This is a genomic window from Neobacillus sp. OS1-2 (assembly GCF_030915505.1).
Lineage (GTDB): Bacteria > Bacillota > Bacilli > Bacillales > Cytobacillaceae > Neobacillus.
Genome location: NZ_CP133265.1, coordinates 2,034,441 through 2,051,333 on the forward strand (window position 1 = coordinate 2,034,441; position 16,893 = coordinate 2,051,333).

The window sequence follows — 16,893 nt, forward strand, 5'->3', positions numbered from 1 at the left end:
AGCCTCTCCTAATTTGAAATGCCCCTCTGAGCCCCATTTCGAAAAGGATCAACACCTGAGTAGATATGGGCGGAACCATCCGTTAACAGTTAGAGTGAGACTTTTTTAGCTAGGGAGCCCTGCTTTCATTAGGAATGCATGGAACAAGCTAATGGGTCTAATCAGAGTGGAACCACGCAGCATGCGTCTCTGTCGATACGACAGGGGCGCTTTTTATTTTATAAAAAAACAAAGGGGGGGAATGGCGATGTTCAAAAAGTTTAAGGAGGACGTCGAGGTTGTTTTTGAACAAGATCCTGCGGCAAGGAGTTATCTAGAAGTTATCTTAACGTATTCAGGCTTACATGCGATTTGGTCACATCGAATCGCACACGCGTTCTTTAATCGTAAATTATTCTTTCTGGCACGAGTCATTTCTCAAGTAAGCCGATTTTTTACGGGAATTGAAATCCATCCAGGGGCAAAAATAGGCAGGAGATTTTTTATTGACCACGGTATGGGCGTTGTGATAGGGGAAACGTGTGAAATTGGGGATAATGTAACTATATACCAAGGAGTGACGCTCGGCGGTACGGGGAAAGAAAAAGGGAAACGGCATCCGACGATTAAAGATAATGTCCTGATTGCCACAGGGGCAAAGGTACTGGGGTCGATTACCATCGGCGAAAATTCCAAAATAGGCGGCGGTTCCGTGGTCTTAAAAGAGGTTCCTCCTAATTCGACGGTAGTGGGAATTCCAGGCAGAGTCGTGATCCAGGACGGAAAGCGAATTGGGAAAGATTTAAACCATTGCGACCTGCCGGATCCGATTGCCGACCGCTTAAAAGAAATGCAAGCTGAGGTAAATCAGCTAAAAGAGGAATTGTTTGAATTAAAAGAAGAAGGGATTAAAGTTAATGGCCATTCAAATTTATAATACACTCACAAGAAAAAAAGAAGCCTTCATCCCATTAGAAGAAGGAAAGGTAAAAATGTACGTCTGCGGGCCGACTGTCTATAATTATATCCACATCGGTAATGCCCGTCCGGCGATTACTTTTGATACGGTTCGCCGCTACTTGGAGTACCGCGGCTTTGATGTCCAATATGTCTCTAACTTTACGGATGTTGATGATAAATTGATTCGTGCCGCCCATCAGTTAGGGGTAGATGTCCCAACGGTTGCTGACCGCTTCATCAACGCCTACTTTGAAGATGTTTCCGCTTTAGGCTGTGAAAAAGCGGATGTTCATCCACGGGTAATGGAAAACATGGATATCATTATCGATTTCATTCAGCAATTAGTTGAAAAAGACTATGCCTATGAATCAGAAGGCGACGTTTACTACCGAACACGAAGCTTTGATGGATACGGTAAGCTTTCCCATCAATCGATTGACGATCTGCAAGTTGGAGCAAGGATTGAAGTCGGTGATAGGAAACAAGATGATTTGGACTTTGCTTTATGGAAAGCGGCGAAAGAAGGGGAAATCTTCTGGGATAGCCCTTGGGGACCAGGACGGCCTGGTTGGCATATCGAGTGCTCAGCAATGGCGAAAAAATATCTGGGTGAAACGATTGATATCCATGCCGGCGGTCAAGATTTAACTTTCCCGCACCATGAAAACGAAATTGCCCAATCAGAAGCCTTATCAGGAAAATTATTTTCCCGTTATTGGATGCATAACGGCTATATCAATATTGATAATGAAAAGATGTCAAAATCACTAGGTAATTTCGTGTTAGTGCATGATATTATTAAACGGCATAACCCGCAAGTATTGCGCTTCTTTATCCTATCCGTTCATTATCGTAATCCGATTAATTATAGTGAGGAATTATTGGAGAACACAAAGGCGGCCTATGAACGTTTAACAACTTCATACCAAAATTTAAAACATCGGAAAGAAGCCAGCACAGATTTAACCAATAATAATCAAGAGTGGCTGGATAAAATGGCTGCTTTACAGGAATCATTTATTGAGGCAATGGATGACGACTTTAATACTGCTTTAGCTATTTCAGTTTTATTTGAGCTTTCAAAGCTGGCCAATTACTATCTTTTAGAAAAAAATACAGCGGTGGAGGTCATTGATGCCTTTACAAATCAATTTGAAGAGCTTTTCCGTGTGCTCGGGCTAACACTAGGCAGTGAAGAAATGGTGGATGAAGAAATTGATGCATTGATTGAAAAGCGGAATCAAGCACGGAAGGATCGAAATTTCCAATTGTCTGATCAAATCAGGGATCAGCTGAAGGAAATGAATATTATATTAGAAGATACCGCGCAAGGCACAAGGTGGAAAAGAGGCTAATTCATGCTGGATTATGAAAACAACATCAATGCCAAACAATTGAATAGCCTTGCCTTGGCCTACATGGGCGATGCGGTCTTTGAGTCATATGTGAGGCGACACCTTCTCTATAACGGTAAGGTAAGACCCCATCAATTGCACCGTTTAGCGACAACGTACGTCTCCGCGAAGGCCCAGTGCCAAGTTCTATTTAAACTGATGGAACACCAGGTTTTAAACGAAGAGGAATTAGCAGTGGTGATGCGTGGCAGAAATGCAAAGTCAGGCACGGTTCCAAAAAATACCGATGTTCAGACGTATCGTTACAGCACAGCTTTTGAGGCATTAATGGGCTATTTATTTTTGGAAGAGAAGAAAGAGCGCTTAGAAGAGCTCGTGGAGAAGGCGTTTTTATATGTTGAGGAACAGAAAGGAGGAACGGTACTGTGAATGAGGACTATATCGTTGGAAAAAATCCCGTTATTGAGGCGCTTAAATCGGAGCGGGATATTAATAAAATTTTAATTGCAGAAGGATCGCAGCGTGGTCAAATGCAACAGATTACGCAATTGGCAAAAGAAGCCCATGTCATTGTCCAATATGTCCCAAAGAAAAAGATTGATCAAATCAGTGATCAAAATCATCAAGGCGTCTTAGCCTATGTTGCTGCCTATCAATATGCAGAAATGGATGATTTATTCGCGGCAGCCGAAAAGAAAAATGAAGCACCTTTCTTTTTGTTGCTGGATGAAATTGAGGATCCGCATAACCTTGGATCGATTATGCGGACAGCTGACGCAGTCGGAGCACACGGCATCATTATTCCAAAGAGAAGGGCTGTTGGTTTAACGGCAACAGTTGCGAAGGCCTCAACAGGTGCGATTGAGTATATACCAGTTGTCCGGGTAACAAATATGGCGCGGACGATCGATGAGTTAAAAGAACGAGGCGTTTGGATTGCTGGTACTGATGCAAAAGGAAAGGAAGATTACCGGCAGCTGGATGGAACACTTCCACTTGGTTTAGTGATCGGCAGTGAGGGAAAAGGAATGGGACGGCTAATTCGTGATAAATGTGATTTTCTGATTCAAATGCCGATGGTCGGGAAAGTGACCTCGTTAAATGCTTCAGTTGCTGCATCCTTACTCATGTATGAGGTTTATCGAAAACGGCACCCGCTTGCGAGGTAGTATATATGGATATCCTCCTTGTCGACGGATATAACATTATTGGTGCCTGGCCGGAGCTAAGGGCATTAAAGGAGCGGGATTTACCTGCCGCAAGGGATCGGTTAGTGGAAAGAATGGCAGAATATCAAGCCTTTTCTGGTTACCGTGTCATTGTTGTATTTGATGCTTACTTTGTGCAAGGAACAGAGCAAAAATATAAAAATCATAAAGTTGAGGTCATCTTTACGAAAGAAAATGAAACAGCAGATGAGCGGATTGAAAGAATGGCTATTAGTCTAAACAATCGAAGGACACAAATCCATGTGGCTACATCCGATTTTACAGAGCAATGGGCCATTTTTGGACAAGGGGCCCTACGCAAATCCGCTCGTGAACTGCTTCTGGAAATGTCATCGATCGAAAAAGGAATTGAAAAGAAAGTAAAAAAGATCCAGGAGAAGAAACCCGTTTCCAAAATCCCGATTAGCGATGAAATGGCAGAAATTTTTGAAAAATGGCGCAGAGGGCAGAAATAGGCATCGACTTCAATATATATCTACTGTATACTAGTAATATCTATGCATGTTCGGTGGAGGGGATCTACTTTGAGTACAGACTTCGGGACTAGGATCAACGAACACTTTTTCGTAATGGAAGATGAAGAAATTGTCGATTTGGTGCACCAAGGTGATAGTGAAGCGCTTGATTATTTAATCCATAAGTATCGTAATTTTGTGCGTGCGAAAGCAAGATCCTATTTTTTAATTGGGGCAGATAAAGAGGATATCGTCCAGGAAGGGATGATTGGTCTTTACAAGGCGATCCGTGACTTCCGTGAGGACAAGCTTACCTCATTCAAGGCATTTGCTGAACTATGCATCACAAGGCAAATTATCACGGCAATTAAGACGGCAACACGGCAAAAGCATATTCCGCTGAATTCCTATGTATCCTTGGACAAGCCTATTTATGACGAGGAGTCTGACCGAACGTTGATGGATGTATTGTCGGGCACTAAAGTTCTGGATCCGGAAGAGCTAATTATCAATCAAGAGGAATTTGACCATATAGAAGTCAAGATGACTGAATTACTAAGTGATTTAGAACGGAAAGTATTGGCACTCTATTTAGATGGCCAATCCTATCAGGAGATTTCTGAAGAGCTTAATCGTCATGTGAAATCCATTGATAATGCCTTGCAACGAGTAAAAAGAAAGCTAGAACGCTACCTGGAAATTCGAGAATTCTCATTCTGATTTTTAACGAGATATATGTCATAAGTATGAATCCGCTCTCAGTGGATATTGACAATAATTAGGTGTCGTGTTACATTTTTAGGGATTGAAGGTGTCGAATATGAGCAAAAAAATTATCCTGGCCTGCGTTGATTGCGGCTCGCGAAATTATTCGACCGTAGGCAAGCAGGAGCAGACAGAGAGATTGGAAATAAAGAAATTCTGCAAAACTTGCGCAACCCACACCATCCACCGGGAAACAAAATAATGATAATTGGTACTAGCAAAAGCGACTTAAGATAGTTGGGGGTTACGACGAATGAAACGCATAAAGAAGTTCTTCAGTGATATTATCCGTGAAATGAGAAAGGTAAGTTGGCCAAAACGCGGTGAACTAACTCGCTCTACCGTTACTGTTTTATCAACAGTTGTTTTTTTTGGAGTGTTCTTTGCTGTTCTCGATTTAGGGATTTCAAAATTGATTCGCTTAATTCTTGAATAATTCGTTATCATTCATGGTATAATGGTAATCAATAAAGGAAATTTCAGCTAAAAGCCCGTTTTGACGGGTTTTTTATTTTTGAATATATTAGATTTCCGATTAAAATACAGGGAGGGACGGACATTTAGTCCTCTTATATGGAAAAAAATTGGTATGTAGTCCATACGTACTCAGGTTATGAAAATAAAGTGAAGGCAAATTTAGAAAAACGGGTAGAATCAATGGGCATGGCGGATAAAATCTTCCGTGTGGTTGTACCAGAGGAAGAAGAAACTGAAATCAAAAATGGCAAGAAAAAGGTTGTAAAACGAAAAGTTTTCCCTGGTTATGTGTTAGTGGAAATTGTCATGACAGATGATTCCTGGTATGTCGTACGAAATACACCTGGTGTAACGGGATTCGTTGGCTCATCAGGTTCTGGTTCTAAGCCGACGCCGTTGCTTCCAGAAGAAGTGACTCATTTACTGAAGCGCATGGGCGTAGAAGAGAAGCGAATCGATATCGACTATGAAATTGGTGAAACAGTCCGCGTAAAAGAAGGTCCGTTTGCGAACTTTACTGGGTCTGTTGAAGAGATGGACAAGGATAAAGCTAAGCTTAAAGTTTTAGTCAATATGTTTGGCCGTGATACACCGGTAGAACTCGAATTTACACAAATTGAGAAACTTTAAATAGAAAAGCAGAAGCGCCTTCATCAGAGACGATTTCAAAGAAAAAATATCTTATATTGTAAAAAAACTTGAAATCATTTTTAAATAATGTTACTATTTCATAGGTCAGTATGTCTCCAATGAGAGACTAGACTAATGTTTAAGTTCTTTATGATTAGTATATAAAGACAGATGCCTGAGTGGGAGGGTTCCTAAGGATCCAATTACCACATCACGGACTTTAAGGAGGTGTGTCTCGTGGCTAAAAAAGTAATTAAAGTCGTTAAATTACAAATTCCTGCTGGTAAAGCAAACCCAGCGCCGCCAGTTGGTCCTGCATTAGGTCAAGCCGGTGTTAACATCATGGGATTCTGTAAAGAATTTAACGCTCGTACAGCAGATCAAGCTGGATTGATCATTCCTGTTGAAATCACGGTTTTTGAAGACCGTTCATTTACATTTATTACGAAAACTCCTCCTGCTGCCGTTTTATTGAAAGTAGCAGCTGGAATTCAGTCAGGTTCTGGTGAACCTAACCGTAATAAAGTAGCAACAGTAAAACGTGATACAGTACGCGAGATTGCGGAACAAAAAATGCCTGACCTAAACGCAGCAAGCGTTGAAGCAGCAATGCGCATGGTTGAAGGTACTGCACGCAGCATGGGTATTGTTATCGAAGACTAATCCGTGTAACTGTTTGTAATGAGTGAGGTTGCGTGATTGCGCAACCTTTATTCGTGGGAGGTAACATTCCGCTAAAACCACAATCTAGGAGGAAATAAACATGGCTAAAAAAGGTAAAAAGTATTTAGAAGCTTCTAAGCTTGTAGATCGCTTAAAAGCATACCCAATTGCAGAAGCAATTGATCTTGCTAAGAAAACAAACTACACAAAATTTGATGCAACTCTTGAAGTAGCTTTCCGTTTAGGCGTTGACCCTAAGAAAGCTGACCAACAAATCCGTGGTGCAGTTGTACTTCCAAACGGAACTGGTAAAACTCAACGCGTTTTAGTATTCGCGAAGGGTGAGAAAGTGAAAGAAGCAGAAGCAGCTGGCGCTGATTATGTAGGAGATTCTGAATACATTAACAAAATCCAACAAGGTTGGTTTGACTTTGATGTAATCGTCGCAACTCCTGATATGATGGGTGAAGTTGGTAAACTTGGTCGTGTGTTAGGCCCTAAAGGCTTAATGCCAAACCCTAAAACAGGTACAGTTACATTTGATGTAACTCGTGCTATTAACGAAATCAAAGCAGGTAAAGTTGAATACCGTGTTGACAAGTCAGGTAACATCCACGTGCCAATCGGTAAAGCATCTTTCGAAAACGAAAAGCTTGTTGAAAACTTCAACACTATTTTTGAAACGATGGTAAAAGTGAAACCTTCAGCTGCAAAAGGTACCTACATGAAGAACGTTACTGTTGCTTCAACAATGGGACCTGGTGTGAAGGTAGATCCTTCATCTGTTACAGTTAAATAAATTTTTCCAATTGACAAAACAAAGTAGATTTACTATAATCAATTTTGTTGTTTAAATAAAAAACATTTGTACTGTAGACAGCAGGTGCCAAAAGGCTTAATGTCCTGCCGAGGTGTAGCGAATAGAATCAGCTGAGTAAATTAGCTGTTGTATCCTGCCTCCATGTCTAGAACGATGTGGAGGCATTTACATGCCTGGTATAAATGTAGATAATCTACAGGAGGTGTAAAGATGAGCAGTGCAATCGAAGTAAAAAAACAGATCGTTGACGAAATCACTGGTAAGTTAAAGAATAGTGTATCAACTATTGTTGTTGATTACCGTGGCCTTTCAGTTGCTGAAGTAACTGAACTACGTAAACAACTTCGCGAAGCAGGCGTTGAATTTAAAGTTTATAAAAACTCAATGGCTCGCCGCGCCGCTGAAGCAGCTGAACTTTCTGGTTTAAACGAGGCTTTAACAGGTCCGAACGCCATTGCGTTCAGTACTGAAGATGTAGTAGCACCAGCTAAAATCTTAAATGACTTTGCGAAAAAACACGAAGCACTTGAACTTAAAGCAGGTGTAATCGAAGGAAATGTCGCAACAGTTGAAGAGATTAAAGCTCTTGCAGACCTACCATCACGCGAAGGCTTGCTTTCTATGCTACTCAGCGTACTACAAGCTCCAATTCGCAATCTTGCTCTTGCTGCAAAAGCAGTGGCAGATCAAAAAGAAGAACAAGGCGCATAGAAAAGCGGAAGCGACCGTTTAGCAGCGTATGGCCTGGAGCGCTTCGAACTGAGATAAAGGAAACACAGGGAGCGTTAGCGAGCTGATGTTGACTTATCGTAGGGAGAAGAGCGAAGGACGCTAGCTGCTGGGAGCTGGAGCTGGACAATTTGTGCCCAACAAATAAACGTAACGAAAACTAAGGAGGAAACTTAATCATGACTAAAGAACAAATCATTGAAGCAGTTAAATCTATGACTGTTTTAGAACTTAACGATCTTGTAAAAGCAATCGAAGAAGAATTCGGCGTAACTGCTGCTGCTCCTGTAGCAATGGTAGGCGGAGCTGGTGCTGCTGCTGTTGAAGAGCAAACTGAATTTGATGTAATCCTAGCTAGCGCTGGCGATCAAAAAATCAAAGTTATCAAAGTGGTTCGTGAAATCACTGGTCTTGGTCTTAAAGAAGCAAAAGAACTTGTTGACAATACTCCAAAAGCTGTTAAAGAAGGCGTTTCTAAAGAAGATGCTGAAGCAATCAAAGCTAAGCTTGATGAAGTTGGAGCTAACGTTGAAGTTAAGTAATTTTTCTATAGAAAAGCTCGCTGAATAAGCGAGCTTTTTTTGGATTTAATTATGAAAGTTGAAAATCCTCAGGTTATCTTCAATTATTTTCTCCTCAGGAGGTGAGTCAGATGACTGAACACTACTATTCTCGAACACAGAAGGTTGAAAGTAATCCGGTGTTTTGGGATTACACCTTAAAAAACCATCTATTTCGCTTTAAAACCGATAACGGTGTTTTTTCAAAAAGAGAAGTAGATTTTGGCTCACGTTTACTTATAGAGTCTTTTGTGATGCCGGATGCGGAAGGATTTGTGCTTGATGTAGGCTGCGGCTATGGCCCGATTGGTTTATCGATTGCAAAAGACAATCCAAGGTGTACGGTGCATATGGTTGATGTAAATGAACGAGCCATCCAATTAGCAAGTGAAAATGCATCGCTAAATCGAATTGAAAATGTTGAAATCTATGAAAGTGATCGGTTGTTATCTGTTAAAGGAAATAACTTCGCTGCCATAGTAACAAATCCACCGATTAGGGCAGGAAAAAAGACGGTTCATGATATTTTTGAACAAAGCTACGAACATCTTGTTCCATCAGGCGCTCTTTGGGTTGTTATTCAAAAAAAACAAGGCGCACCATCTACACTGGAAAAATTAAGATCACTATTCTCTGAAGTTGAGACTATTAACAAATCGAAGGGCTATTTTATTATAAAGGCAATAAAGTAGTTGACTCGAAATGTCCGTTGTGGTAGCATTATAAAATGCCATCATAATAATTTCCGTATTATTCCTAAAAAATACTTATTTTTAAGTATAAAAGTGGAATTTGAAGGAAATGATGACAAAATAATAGTCGAAATGTGAAAATGTGGTTTTTGGGTAAAAAACCCTTTTTCTTTTTGTCTAATAGGATGGACCTAAAGGTTCTCCTGATAGACGTTAATAGATTTATTAAATAACGCTTGATTTGAGGGGTGAATCAGTTGACAGGTCAACTAGTTCAGTATGGACGACACCGCCAACGAAGAAGTTACGCACGAATCAGTGAAGTTTTAGAATTACCAAATCTTATTGAAATCCAAACCTCTTCATATCAATGGTTTCTGGATGAGGGATTACGTGAAATGTTCCAGGATATTTCACCAATTGAAGACTTTACTGGTAACCTATCACTAGAATTTATTGATTACAGTCTTGGCGATCCAAAATATTCTGTTGAAGAAACAAAAGAACGGGACGTTACATATTCAGCTCCACTACGTGTAAAAGTACGTCTTGTAAACAAAGAAACAGGCGAAGTAAAAGATCAAGATGTGTTTATGGGTGATTTTCCGCTTATGACGGAAACAGGTACGTTTGTCATCAATGGGGCAGAACGTGTCATCGTTTCTCAATTAGTGCGTTCACCGAGCGTTTACTTCAGTGGAAAACTTGATAAAAATGGCAAGAAGGGCTTCACGGCTACTGTCATTCCGAACCGCGGCGCTTGGCTTGAATACGAAACAGATGCCAAAGATGTCGTATATGTGAGAATAGATCGTACTCGGAAACTGCCCGTTACGGTTCTTTTGCGTGCACTTGGTTTCGGTTCTGATCAAGAAATCATTGATTTGATTGGGGATAACGAGTATATCCGTAATACACTTGAGAAGGACAACACAGAAGGTGTCGACAAAGCGCTTTTGGAAATTTATGAACGACTTCGTCCGGGCGAACCGCCAACCGTTGATAATGCAAAGAGCTTATTAGTATCTCGTTTCTTTGATCCTAAACGTTATGATCTTGCAAATGTAGGACGCTATAAAATTAATAAAAAGCTTCATATTAAGAATCGCTTATTTAATCAGCGCTTAGCGGAGTCACTTGCAGACCCTGAAACGGGTGAAATTATTGCTGAAAAAGGGACACTCCTTGATAGAAGAAACCTTGACAGAATTTTGCCGGCACTTGAAAAGAATATCAATTTCAAAGGCTTTAATCCTGTTGGTGGAGTTGTAGAGGATGAAGTAATCCTTCAAACTATAAAAATCTATGCACCTGGCGATGAAAATGAAAAGGTCATTAATGTATTGGGTAATGCTTATGTGGAAGAACCGATTAAAAATATTACTTCGGCAGATATCATTGCATCAATTAGCTACTTTTTCAACTTGTTACATGGAGTAGGCGATACCGATGATATCGATCACTTAGGTAACAGACGTCTTCGCTCTGTAGGTGAATTGCTGCAGAATCAATTCCGTATTGGGTTATCCCGGATGGAACGTGTGGTTCGTGAAAGAATGTCGATTCAAGACACAGCTACCATTACACCACAGCAATTGATTAATATTCGTCCGGTTATCGCTTCCATCAAAGAATTCTTTGGAAGCTCTCAATTATCACAGTTCATGGATCAAACCAACCCGCTTGCTGAATTAACACACAAGCGCCGTCTTTCTGCACTTGGACCTGGTGGTTTAACACGTGAACGTGCCGGGATGGAAGTACGTGACGTTCACTATTCCCACTATGGCCGTATGTGTCCGATTGAAACACCGGAAGGTCCAAACATTGGTTTAATTAACTCATTATCATCTTACGCAAAAGTAAACCGATTTGGTTTTATTGAAACACCATATCGCCGGGTAGATCCGGATACTGGTAGAGTAACGAGCCGAATTGACTACTTAACAGCTGATGAAGAAGATAACTATGTGGTAGCGCAGGCGAACTCTCGTCTGGGTGACGATGGTACCTTCTTGGATGATGAAGTTGTTGCACGTTTTCGTGGTGAAAACACGGTTGTAAACCGTGACAGGATTGACTACATGGATGTATCGCCGAAGCAGGTTGTTTCTGCAGCGACAGCATGTATTCCGTTCCTAGAAAATGATGACTCTAACCGTGCCTTAATGGGTGCGAACATGCAGCGTCAGGCAGTACCGTTAATGCAGCCGGAAGCACCAAGAGTTGGAACTGGTATGGAATATGTATCAGGGAAAGACTCGGGAGCAGCGGTTATTTGTAAACATGATGGTATTGTCGAACATGTAGAGGCCCGCGAAGTATGGGTTCGTGAAATGAAAGAAGTGGATGGCCAAGAGGTTAAGGGCAATCTTAAAAAATATCGATTGTTAAAGTTTATCCGTTCCAACCAAGGTACCTGCTATAATCAACGTCCAATCGTTGCCGTTGGTAATCGGGTGAAAAAGGGTGAGATTCTTGCTGATGGTCCATCCATGGAGCTTGGTGAATTAGCCCTTGGACGTAACGTTCTTGTTGCCTTTATGACATGGGATGGCTATAACTATGAAGATGCCATCATTATGAGTGAACGTCTTGTTAAAGACGATGTTTATACATCCATTCATATTGAGGAATATGAATCAGAATCTCGTGATACAAAACTAGGACCTGAGGAAATTACTCGTGATATTCCAAACGTCGGTGAAGATGCCCTTCGTAATTTGGATGAGCGTGGGATTATCCGCACTGGTGCTGAAGTAAAAGACGGTGACCTTCTCGTTGGTAAAGTGACGCCTAAGGGTGTAACAGAATTAACGGCTGAAGAACGTCTCCTCCATGCGATTTTTGGAGAAAAAGCTCGTGAAGTCCGTGATACATCACTGCGCGTTCCACACGGCGGTGGCGGGATCATTCATGATGTTAAAGTCTTTAATCGTGAAGATGGTGACGAACTTCCACCAGGAGTAAACCAGCTTGTTCGTGTCTATATCGTTCAGAAACGTAAGATTCATCAAGGGGATAAGATGGCAGGACGCCACGGTAACAAAGGGGTTATCTCCCGCATTTTGCCTGAGGAAGATATGCCATATTTACCAGATGGTACACCTGTTGATATCATGTTAAATCCTTTAGGGGTTCCATCACGGATGAACATCGGTCAGGTTCTTGAGCTCCATTTAGGTATGGCGGCAAGATATCTTGGTATTCATGTTGCTACACCGGTATTTGACGGTGCACGTGAGGAAGATGTTTGGGGAACGATTGAAGAAGCAGGTATGGCACGCGATGCAAAAACTGTGCTTTATGATGGACGTTCCGGAGAACCATTTGATAACCGTGTTTCTGTTGGTGTTATGTACATGATCAAACTTGCTCACATGGTTGATGATAAATTGCATGCCCGTTCAACTGGACCTTATTCACTTGTTACGCAGCAGCCACTTGGCGGTAAAGCTCAATTTGGCGGACAGCGTTTTGGTGAGATGGAAGTTTGGGCATTGGAGGCATACGGTGCAGCATACACACTACAAGAAATTCTAACCGTGAAATCGGATGACGTAGTGGGCCGTGTAAAAACATATGAAGCCATTGTCAAAGGTGAAAATGTGCCTGAACCAGGTGTTCCTGAGTCATTCAAAGTGTTAATTAAAGAACTTCAAAGTCTTGGAATGGATGTAAAAATTCTTTCCGGTGACGAGGAAGAAATTGAAATGCGCGATATGGAAGATGAGGATGACTTACAGCAAGTCGACACATTAAATATCGCCCCTGAGACACAAAACCTTGAATCTGAAAAGGTTGGTTCGAAAGAGTAAATATTCATCTTTTCCTAAGCGTACGCTGGGCCGTACGCTTGGGGATTAAAGAACGCAATAAGGGTAAAACCTGGAGATCAAAAGGGAGGTAGGCCCCTTGCTGGACGTTAATAATTTTGAGTATATGAAAATTGGCCTTGCTTCACCGGATAAAATCCGTTCATGGTCATTCGGAGAAGTGAAAAAGCCAGAAACCATTAACTATCGTACATTAAAACCTGAAAAAGACGGCTTATTCTGTGAGCGAATTTTCGGTCCGACTAAGGATTGGGAATGTCATTGTGGAAAGTACAAGCGCGTCCGTTATAAAGGTGTTGTTTGTGACCGCTGTGGTGTTGAAGTAACACGTGCAAAGGTTCGCCGTGAACGTATGGGTCATATCGAACTTGCTGCACCTGTTTCACATATTTGGTATTTTAAAGGGATTCCAAGCCGGATGGGTCTTGTTTTAGACATGTCCCCACGTGCATTGGAGGAAGTTATTTATTTTGCTTCCTATGTTGTCACGGAGTCAGGTGATACGGCTCTTGATAGGAAACAACTTTTATCCGAGAAAGAATATCGTGCCTATCGTGAAAAGTACGGAAATAAATTCCAAGCTGCCATGGGTGCTGAAGCCATTAAAAAGCTTCTTTCTGATATCGATTTAAACAAAGAAGTCGACGGTTTAAAAGAGGAATTAAAAACAGCCCAAGGTCAACGTCGTACTCGTGCGATTAAACGCCTTGAAGTGCTAGAGGCATTCCGTAATTCAGGAAACGAGCCATCATGGATGATTCTTGACGTACTGCCTGTCATCCCTCCGGAACTTCGTCCAATGGTTCAATTGGATGGAGGAAGGTTTGCGACATCCGACCTAAACGATCTTTATCGTCGTGTGATCAACCGGAACAACCGCTTAAAGCGTTTGTTAGACCTTGGTGCACCAAGTATTATCGTACAAAATGAAAAACGGATGCTGCAAGAAGCAGTAGATGCCTTGATTGATAATGGCCGCCGTGGCCGTCCTGTTACAGGTCCTGGTAACCGTCCGTTAAAATCACTTTCACATATGTTAAAAGGAAAACAAGGGCGTTTCCGTCAAAACTTACTAGGGAAGCGGGTTGACTATTCCGGCCGTTCCGTTATTGTAGTAGGTCCGAATTTAAAAATGTACCAATGTGGCCTTCCAAAAGAAATGGCGTTGGAATTATTCAAGCCATTTGTTATGAAAGAGCTTGTTGAAAAAGGATTAGCGCACAACATTAAATCTGCAAAACGCAAGATTGAACGGGTATCTCCAGATGTTTGGGACGTACTTGAAGATGTAATCAGAGAGCATCCGGTTTTACTAAACCGTGCCCCTACATTGCATAGATTAGGGATTCAGGCATTTGAACCAACACTTGTTGAAGGTCGGGCAATCCGACTCCATCCTCTTGTATGTACAGCATACAACGCGGACTTCGACGGTGACCAAATGGCTGTTCACGTGCCGTTATCATCAGAAGCACAAGCGGAAGCTCGCCTTTTGATGCTTGCAGCACAAAATATTTTGAATCCTAAAGATGGGAAGCCGGTTGTTACTCCATCTCAGGATATGGTACTAGGTAACTATTACTTGACCTTAGAGCGTGAAGGCACTGTTGGCGAAGGGATGATTTTTAAAGATACAAGTGAAGCCATCCTTGCCTATCAAAATGGATACGTACATTATCATACACGTGTCGCTGTTCATGCCGGTTCATTAGGAAATGAAACTTTTACTGAAGAACAAAATAATAAGCTATTAATCACAACGGTTGGAAAGCTTATTTTTAATGAAATTCTTCCGAAGTCATTCCCATATATCAATGAACCAACAAGACATAATCTAGAAGTCGAAACACCTGAAAAGTATTTCGTTGAAAAAGGCGAAGACATTAAGGCGAAGATTAAAGAAATGCCATTGATCGATCCGTTTAAAAAGAAAATCCTTGGAAATATCATTGCAGAAGTATTTAAACGTTTCAAAATTACCGAAACGTCTAAAATGCTTGACCGGATGAAGGACTTAGGATTTAAGCATTCTACAAAGGCTGGTATTACCGTTGGTGTAGCTGACATCGTCGTACTAGGAGAAAAGCAGCAAATTCTCCATGATGCCCAAGGTAAAGTAGATAACGTAATGAAGCAATTCAGACGTGGTTTGATTACCGAGGATGAGCGTTACGATCGCGTTATTGCCATCTGGAGTGCGGCTAAAGACACCATTCAAGGAAAACTAATGAAGTCCTTGAACAAAACAAATCCAATCTTTATGATGAGTGATTCCGGTGCCCGTGGTAACGCCTCTAACTTTACGCAGCTTGCAGGTATGCGTGGTTTGATGGCCAACCCGGCTGGACGGATCATTGAATTACCGATCAAGTCAAGTTTCCGTGAAGGATTAACCGTATTAGAGTACTTTATCTCGACACACGGTGCTCGTAAAGGTCTTGCCGATACTGCACTTAAAACAGCCGATTCCGGATACTTGACCCGTCGTCTTGTTGACGTGGCTCAAGATGTTATTGTTCGTGAAGATGACTGTGGTACCGATCGAGGTTTCCTCATCAGTGCTTTAAAAGACGGTACAGAAATTATCGAAGGATTGGATGAACGCTTAATTGGCCGTTATGCACGTAAAGCGATCAAACATCCTGAAACAAACGAAGTACTCGTTCCTGAAAATGGACTAATTACGGAAGACTTAGCAGAAATAATCGTTGGAGCAGGTATTGAAGAAGTAAAAATCCGCTCTGCGTTTACATGTAATACTCGTCACGGCGTATGTAAAAAATGTTATGGCCGTAACTTGGCAACAGGCCAAGAGGTTGAGGTCGGTGAAGCGGTTGGTATTATCGCTGCCCAATCAATCGGTGAGCCAGGTACACAGTTAACCATGCGTACGTTCCATACCGGCGGTGTTGCGGGAGACGATATTACTCAAGGTTTACCGCGTATCCAGGAGATTTTTGAAGCACGTAACCCTAAAGGTCAAGCTGTTATTTCTGAAATTGAAGGTGTCGTAGTTGGCATTAATGAAGGAAAAGACCGCCAGCATGAAATCGTGGTTCAAGGTGAAGTTGAATCTCGTACCTACAATGCACCATATACAGCACGCGTGAAAGTGGCAATCAATGACCATGTTGAACGTGGTCAAGAATTAACAGAAGGTTCGATTGATCCGAAGGAATTAATTAAAGTAAAAGACGTAACATCAGTCCAAGAGTATCTATTGCGTGAAGTACAGAAAGTTTACCGCATGCAAGGGGTAGAAATTGGCGATAAACACGTCGAAGTAATGGTTCGACAAATGCTTCGCAAAATTCGTGTCAGTGATGCAGGTGAGACGGATGTGCTTCCAGGTACACTCCTTGATATTCACCAGTTCACCGATGCAAATGAAAAAGCATTGCTTGCAGGTAAATTGCCTGCAACAGGACGTCCAGTATTACTTGGTATTACAAAAGCATCGCTTGAAACAGATTCATTCTTATCCGCAGCATCGTTCCAGGAAACAACAAGAGTTCTTACCGATGCGGCGATCAAAGGCAAGCGCGATGAATTGCTTGGCTTGAAGGAAAATGTTATCATCGGTAAACTCGTTCCTGCTGGAACAGGAATGCAGCGCTACCGTAAAGCGGAGCCGGTATTACGTGATACCACATCCGAGGAAACAGTAGCAATCGATTAATTAATTACTACGGTACCTGCGGAACAATTGCAGGTACCGTATTTAAAGAAATAAAGTATTTTTG

The 16,893-nt window shown here is 41.6% G+C and carries 16 protein-coding genes and 2 other annotated features (1 of these 18 cut by a window edge); all 16 genes read left to right on the plus strand.

The features are described 5' to 3' along the window. Positions 1 to 194: a binding site (T-box leader), on the plus strand (it extends 74 nt beyond the left edge of the window). Between the two features lie 53 nt (positions 195 to 247). The 16 genes from cysE (at position 248) to rpoC (ending at position 16,829) form a co-directional block, all read left to right on the plus strand. Continuing rightward, positions 248 to 916: a serine O-acetyltransferase gene (gene cysE / locus RCG19_RS09975; protein ID WP_308110686.1), complete on the plus strand. Its 669-nt coding sequence runs from the start codon at positions 248 to 250 to the stop codon at positions 914 to 916. Continuing rightward, on the plus strand, positions 897 to 2,294 hold the full coding sequence (gene cysS, locus RCG19_RS09980) for a cysteine--tRNA ligase (protein ID WP_308110687.1): 1,398 nt from the start codon (positions 897 to 899) through the stop codon (positions 2,292 to 2,294). The genes cysE and cysS overlap by 20 nt, the downstream gene beginning before the upstream one ends. 3 nt (positions 2,295 to 2,297) lie before the next feature. Next, positions 2,298 to 2,723 carry a Mini-ribonuclease 3 gene (locus RCG19_RS09985; RefSeq protein ID WP_308110688.1) on the plus strand — a complete coding sequence of 142 codons (426 nt, stop codon included), beginning with the start codon at positions 2,298 to 2,300 and terminating at the stop codon, positions 2,721 to 2,723. After that, on the plus strand, positions 2,720 to 3,463 hold the full coding sequence (rlmB, locus tag RCG19_RS09990) for a 23S rRNA (guanosine(2251)-2'-O)-methyltransferase RlmB (RefSeq protein WP_166243718.1): 744 nt from the start codon (positions 2,720 to 2,722) through the stop codon (positions 3,461 to 3,463). The genes RCG19_RS09985 and rlmB overlap by 4 nt, the downstream gene beginning before the upstream one ends. 5 nt (positions 3,464 to 3,468) lie before the next feature. After that, entirely contained in the window at positions 3,469 to 3,978 is a 510-nt protein-coding gene (locus RCG19_RS09995) for an NYN domain-containing protein (RefSeq protein ID WP_308110689.1), read from the plus strand. Between the two features lie 69 nt (positions 3,979 to 4,047). Continuing rightward, complete coding sequence (sigH, locus tag RCG19_RS10000; protein ID WP_166243722.1) at positions 4,048 to 4,698, plus strand: RNA polymerase sporulation sigma factor SigH; 651 nt, start codon at positions 4,048 to 4,050, stop codon at positions 4,696 to 4,698. A gap of 100 nt (positions 4,699 to 4,798) precedes the next feature. After that, entirely contained in the window at positions 4,799 to 4,945 is a 147-nt protein-coding gene (gene rpmG / locus RCG19_RS10005) for a 50S ribosomal protein L33 (RefSeq protein WP_166243724.1), read from the plus strand. Between the two features lie 51 nt (positions 4,946 to 4,996). Further along, entirely contained in the window at positions 4,997 to 5,179 is a 183-nt protein-coding gene (gene secE, locus RCG19_RS10010) for a preprotein translocase subunit SecE (protein WP_166243726.1), read from the plus strand. 137 nt (positions 5,180 to 5,316) lie between these two features. Continuing rightward, positions 5,317 to 5,850, plus strand: a complete 534-nt coding sequence (gene nusG / locus RCG19_RS10015; protein ID WP_166243728.1) for a transcription termination/antitermination protein NusG — start codon at positions 5,317 to 5,319, stop codon at positions 5,848 to 5,850. Positions 5,851 to 6,087: 237 nt separating this feature from the next. Next, positions 6,088 to 6,513, plus strand: a complete 426-nt coding sequence (gene rplK, locus RCG19_RS10020) for a 50S ribosomal protein L11 (RefSeq protein WP_007085303.1) — start codon at positions 6,088 to 6,090, stop codon at positions 6,511 to 6,513. A 100-nt stretch (positions 6,514 to 6,613) separates the two neighbouring features. Next, a complete protein-coding gene (gene rplA / locus RCG19_RS10025; RefSeq protein WP_166243730.1) occupies positions 6,614 to 7,312 on the plus strand; it encodes a 50S ribosomal protein L1 in 699 nt (232 codons plus the stop codon). A 53-nt stretch (positions 7,313 to 7,365) separates the two neighbouring features. Beyond that, positions 7,366 to 7,510, plus strand: a sequence feature (ribosomal protein L10 leader region). A gap of 33 nt (positions 7,511 to 7,543) precedes the next feature. Continuing rightward, positions 7,544 to 8,044 carry a 50S ribosomal protein L10 gene (rplJ, locus tag RCG19_RS10030; protein ID WP_166243732.1) on the plus strand — a complete coding sequence of 167 codons (501 nt, stop codon included), beginning with the start codon at positions 7,544 to 7,546 and terminating at the stop codon, positions 8,042 to 8,044. 197 nt (positions 8,045 to 8,241) lie between these two features. Next, positions 8,242 to 8,604, plus strand: a complete 363-nt coding sequence (gene rplL / locus RCG19_RS10035; protein WP_166243734.1) for a 50S ribosomal protein L7/L12 — start codon at positions 8,242 to 8,244, stop codon at positions 8,602 to 8,604. 110 nt (positions 8,605 to 8,714) lie between these two features. Beyond that, entirely contained in the window at positions 8,715 to 9,314 is a 600-nt protein-coding gene (locus RCG19_RS10040; RefSeq protein ID WP_308110690.1) for a class I SAM-dependent methyltransferase, read from the plus strand. A gap of 257 nt (positions 9,315 to 9,571) precedes the next feature. Further along, positions 9,572 to 13,132: a DNA-directed RNA polymerase subunit beta gene (gene rpoB / locus RCG19_RS10045; RefSeq protein WP_166243738.1), complete on the plus strand. Its 3,561-nt coding sequence runs from the start codon at positions 9,572 to 9,574 to the stop codon at positions 13,130 to 13,132. Between the two features lie 97 nt (positions 13,133 to 13,229). Continuing rightward, positions 13,230 to 16,829: a DNA-directed RNA polymerase subunit beta' gene (gene rpoC / locus RCG19_RS10050; protein WP_166243740.1), complete on the plus strand. Its 3,600-nt coding sequence runs from the start codon at positions 13,230 to 13,232 to the stop codon at positions 16,827 to 16,829. Positions 16,830 to 16,893: the final 64 nt, after the last annotated feature.

What these genes read in the sequence shown, in the direction of transcription:
- cysE (WP_308110686.1), top strand. Translation starts at nt 248, where the DNA reads ATGTTCAAAAAGTTTAAGGAGGACGTCGAGGTTGTTTTTGAACAAGAT.
- cysS (WP_308110687.1), top strand. Translation starts at nt 897, where the DNA reads ATGGCCATTCAAATTTATAATACACTCACAAGAAAAAAAGAAGCCTTC.
- RCG19_RS09985 (WP_308110688.1), top strand. Translation starts at nt 2,298, where the DNA reads ATGCTGGATTATGAAAACAACATCAATGCCAAACAATTGAATAGCCTT.
- RCG19_RS09995 (WP_308110689.1), top strand. Translation starts at nt 3,469, where the DNA reads ATGGATATCCTCCTTGTCGACGGATATAACATTATTGGTGCCTGGCCG.
- rpmG (WP_166243724.1), top strand. Translation starts at nt 4,799, where the DNA reads ATGAGCAAAAAAATTATCCTGGCCTGCGTTGATTGCGGCTCGCGAAAT.
- secE (WP_166243726.1), top strand. Translation starts at nt 4,997, where the DNA reads ATGAAACGCATAAAGAAGTTCTTCAGTGATATTATCCGTGAAATGAGA.
- nusG (WP_166243728.1), top strand. Translation starts at nt 5,317, where the DNA reads ATGGAAAAAAATTGGTATGTAGTCCATACGTACTCAGGTTATGAAAAT.
- rplA (WP_166243730.1), top strand. Translation starts at nt 6,614, where the DNA reads ATGGCTAAAAAAGGTAAAAAGTATTTAGAAGCTTCTAAGCTTGTAGAT.
- rplJ (WP_166243732.1), top strand. Translation starts at nt 7,544, where the DNA reads ATGAGCAGTGCAATCGAAGTAAAAAAACAGATCGTTGACGAAATCACT.
- rplL (WP_166243734.1), top strand. Translation starts at nt 8,242, where the DNA reads ATGACTAAAGAACAAATCATTGAAGCAGTTAAATCTATGACTGTTTTA.
- RCG19_RS10040 (WP_308110690.1), top strand. Translation starts at nt 8,715, where the DNA reads ATGACTGAACACTACTATTCTCGAACACAGAAGGTTGAAAGTAATCCG.